The organism is Okeania sp. SIO2F4 (genome assembly GCF_010672385.1).
Lineage (GTDB): Bacteria > Cyanobacteriota > Cyanobacteriia > Cyanobacteriales > Microcoleaceae > Trichodesmium.
Genome location: NZ_JAAHGT010000848.1, coordinates 1 through 4258, shown reverse-complemented (window position 1 = coordinate 4258; position 4258 = coordinate 1). Strand labels below are relative to the sequence as shown.

Sequence of the window (4258 nt, the reverse complement as noted above, 5' to 3'; positions counted from 1 at the left end):
GACTCTTGACAGAAAAATTTGGGTGTTATACCTCCTTTTTTAAGGGTATAAAAAAAAGAATATTCTGTATTTGAAGTCCGTATTATACCTATTATACGAGGTACTGATAACTGATAACTGATAACTGATAACTGAAATTACTTTTGACTTGATTAAGTATGCGTCAATCAGTGGCATTATTAATATTAATGTTAATGATAGTTGTTAGTGTTGCTAAAAAAGCTATCACAAACATCAAAACTTCTCAAATATCTGAAGAAACTATTCAGGTATCTCCAGAAATCACTCAAATATTTGAAGAAACTGCTCGGGTATCTCCAGAAATCACTCAAATATCTGAAGAAACTGCTCAAATATTTGAAGAAACTACTCAGGTATCTCCAGAAATCACTCAAATATCTGAAGAAACTGCTCGGGTATCTCCAGAAATCACTCAAATATCTGAAGAAACTGCTCGGGTATCTCCAGAAATCACTCAAATATCTGGAAATACTATTCAGATATCCCCCAAAATCACTCAAATATTTGAAGAAAGTGCTAGTTTGTGTCGTCTAGTTAATGACAAACAAGGTTTAATTGTTCAAAAAAGACCTACTCCTAATTCTCCTACAGTTGGCAGCGTAGATCCTAATCAACAGGTGACATTAATTGAAGGTTATCGAAATATTAGAGGACCTGCTGGTCGCACCTGGGTAGAAATCACTTCTCCTATTTCAGGATTTGTCTCCAGAGGTTTTCCTGGCAATGAGAATAATTTAATAGAATGTTCTGAAGTTGCAGAAGAGAGTTCAGGAGAAGTTTCTAGTCAAGAAGAAACTCCAGCAGAATCTTCTAGTCAAAATGCTCCTATTGATAATTTGCCGACACAAACATCTCCAACTTCTGAGTCTGCATCAGAAATAGATGAAAGTTTATGTCGTGAAATTGATAGTAGAAAAGCACCACGAGGTTTAGCAGTGCGTGCGGATGCTACCAGACGTTCTGAGTATAGAGGAAAAGTACCTGTTAATGGTCAGCTTACTTTAGTAGAAAATTATCGGTTAATTCCTGATAAAAATGGTGAAAAACGTAAGTGGGTGAAAATTAGTTCTCCTTTACGGGGGTTTGTTTCTGCTGGTAATTTAGTTGAATGTGAGTAATATCATGTCCGGTTAAACAGTTATAAATAACGACGGAGGAGTCAGGACTCAGGACTCAGGAGGGAAGAAACAAGAAAGAAGAAGGAAGAAGAGGAGAAGAAGGAGAAGAAGGAGAAGAAGGAGAAGAAGGAGAAGAAGGAGAAGAAGGAGAAAGTTTTTTTATCACTAATTATCCAGACATGATATAATTGTCTATGTCAAGTTGGATAAAAGTAGGTTGGGTAGAACGAAGTGAAACCCAACTTATATCAAATTCGGTTTAGTTATAACCGTTATTGGTGAAATGCAATGTGTTGGGTTTCGTTACCTCAACCCAACCTACAAATACTTAAATTTAATTTAATAACTAGGCACAATTACTTCAATTTCAGTCTACCAATTACGGTGACAGAATTATATTACTCCGAAGCCAACGGATTTGATTATGATATCAAATCTCAACCCTTAAAGTCTAATAGTGCAGCCCGAAACTCTATGGGATGCTGAGACTCTTCAGCATCTAAAGAGTATAACTGGTTGTTACAACTCCTATCCAATCGTCCTCTTGAGTTTGTCCCAAAGCATAGTGAACCGTACACCATTCACCACCTACACAAAAATTGAGATTGTAATTCCGCGAATTTAGGAGTTGCGATGCAAAAAAATCTCTCAACTCTAACTCGAACGACCCCTCAGTTTTCAGTTCTTCTAAACCCTCTTTTTGTTCTGTTAATTCTTGTTGTTTTTCTTCAAGTTTTTCCGTCGCACTGTCTCCTTGTTGCTTAAGTTTCTCGATTTCTGCTTCGAGTTCCGCTATTGTTTGATAATACTCCTCTATTTCCGCACCGTAATCATCGTCTACTCTAATAAAATCATTGATTTCGGCAACATCCATAAATCCCGTCTGTTCCAATAACTTTTGCATGAGTTCTTGGCGAGTAGCTGTAACAACAACTTCCCAATCCTTTTCCATACTCAATTCATCTTCTGCCTTAATTTCATGCTCAATTTGACTGGCGATCGCTCTAATTTCTTCTACCAGTTGAGCAGTACTTTCGCTAATTGATTCGAGATCCGGTGACGAACTACATCCGCTACTCTGTTTAAGAGTCAATCCTATCCATTCTCCACCAGTAGATAAACCGACGAACATGGGAATCCCTAAAGTGCCAAACCAACCGCCTTCAACTGGAAATCCTTCTTTTAATTCTGTTGGGAGTTGAATCAAGCGATAACCATAGATTTTTAACTCTGACAAATGAGTTTGCAGCAGGGAGAGTAGGGTTTGGTGATGGGCGATCGCCTCTTCGGTTTGAGTATGGCGCAGGCGATCAAAAAAATACTGAGATTCAAAGGGAATTAAACCCTGATTATCCACCAGAAAGTTTTCCAGAGAGAAAGGACCTTTTTCCTCAACCTCCCAAGAGACAATCTCATAAGGTGCGTCGCCAACCAAGCTATACACCTGACCTTCTATTAGTGCTTTCAATGTAGTAATTAGTTGTTCGTTGTGTGGTTTCATAATCAAATAATTCTTCGTCTAATAGACTTTATAATTATACTGTAATTCGCCACAACTTGATTGTCCCATCACCACTGCTAGAAGCCAGTAATTTCCCATCCGAACTAAAAACAACAGCAGTTACGGTATTCGTATGACCTTCCAATCGCTGTATTTCTTGCCCCGATGCTACATCCCACAATCGCACTTTATTATCCCAACTCCCAGAAGCTAATATTCCATCAGAACTAAACGCAATAGTTTCTACTCTAATATCGCATTCTAATCGCCGTATTTTTTGTCCCGATACCACATCCCACAACCACAATTTATTATCCGAAAACCCAAAAGAAGAAGAAGCCAGCAATTTTCCATCAGGAGAAAAAGCAATGCTATTAATCTCTGAATCTCCTTCTAGTTGCTGTAATTGTTGCCACGAGTTCGTATTCCACAACCAAATATTCCAGCATGAATTTCCACAAGCAAGTAACTTTCCATCAGGAGAAAAAGCAATGCTACCCGTGCGACTTCCCATGTCATGTTCTAACAATACTTCCATTTTTTGCCTTGATTCCATATCCCATAACTCTACTTCGTTACGCCACCGAGATGCCAACGCGAAGACCTTTCCATCCGGACTAAAAGCCAGGCTACCTGCTTCGGAACAACCTCCTTCTAGTTGCTGGATTTCTTGTCCCGACTCTACATCCCACAATAGTACCTTATCGCTCCATAATGCAGCAGAAACAATGAGGCGATCGTCTGGACTGAGAGACACTCTTATTTCCTTACCAGAATGCCCTTCCAATCGTCGTAATTCTTGCCCGGATGCCACATTCCACAACCGCACTATCGGATCGTAAGAACTTCCAGAAACAATGAATTTTCCATCTGAACTGATAGCTATGTTTGTGACTGCATTACTCCCCTCCAGCCGCCGTAATTCTTCTCCCGAGGCCACATCCCACAACCGCACTTTACCATTCTCGCTGCCAGAGATAAGTTTTTGATTGTCTGGAGTAAAAGCAACGCAAGTCACTACACCAGAATCTCCTTCCATTTCCCGTATTTTTTGACCCGATTCTAAATCCCACAACGTTATCCGTTCATTAAAATTATCACCAGCACAAGCAAGAATTTGAGCATCCCAACTAAAAGCAACTCTATGTATGACACCCTTAGTTTCCATTTGCAGTATTTGTTGTTCTGATGTCATGTCCCACACTAGATCGTCAGAGACAAGCAAGTTTCCATCTGGACTAAACGCCAAGTTTTTTATATCGCTAAAAATCCCATTTTCTAGTTGCTGTAATAATTGCCCCGATGTCACCTCCCATAAATTTACTATCCAATCTTTACCCCCAGAAGCAAGACGTTTTCCATCTGGACTAAATGCCAAGCTGTTGACTTGCTCCAAATGTCCTTTTAGTTGCTGTATTTGTTGTCCTGATACCACATTCCACAATCGAATTATATTTTCTTTCTCGGCAACAGAAGCCAGGAGTTTACTATCGGGATCTGGACTCATGGCAATACTTAATACGTTGCCAGAATTGCCTTCTAGTCGCCGTAATAGTTGTCCTGTTGCCAAATCCCACAAATAGATATACTGATTCCAACTCAATGCTAATAGAGTGCC

General features: G+C 39.5%; 3 protein-coding genes. 1 reads left to right on the top strand and 2 read right to left on the bottom strand.

The window, feature by feature from the left end:
* Nucleotides 1-158 precede the first annotated feature (158 nt).
* Nucleotides 159-1139 (top strand): methyl-accepting chemotaxis protein, encoded by a 981-nt coding sequence (locus tag F6K22_RS33775; protein ID WP_293108456.1) that lies wholly within the window; start codon nucleotides 159-161, stop codon nucleotides 1137-1139.
* A gap of 499 nt (nucleotides 1140-1638) precedes the next feature.
* Here the strand turns inward: F6K22_RS33775 and F6K22_RS33770 are convergent, their stop codons facing one another.
* Together F6K22_RS33770 and F6K22_RS33765 are read right to left on the bottom strand one after the other, a co-directional pair.
* Complete coding sequence (locus F6K22_RS33770) at nucleotides 1639-2640, bottom strand: hypothetical protein (protein WP_293108453.1); 1002 nt, start codon at nucleotides 2638-2640, stop codon at nucleotides 1639-1641.
* 34 nt (nucleotides 2641-2674) lie between these two features.
* Nucleotides 2675-4258 (bottom strand): WD40 domain-containing protein (locus F6K22_RS33765; protein ID WP_483244184.1); only part of this gene is annotated, 1584 nt, incomplete at its 5' end.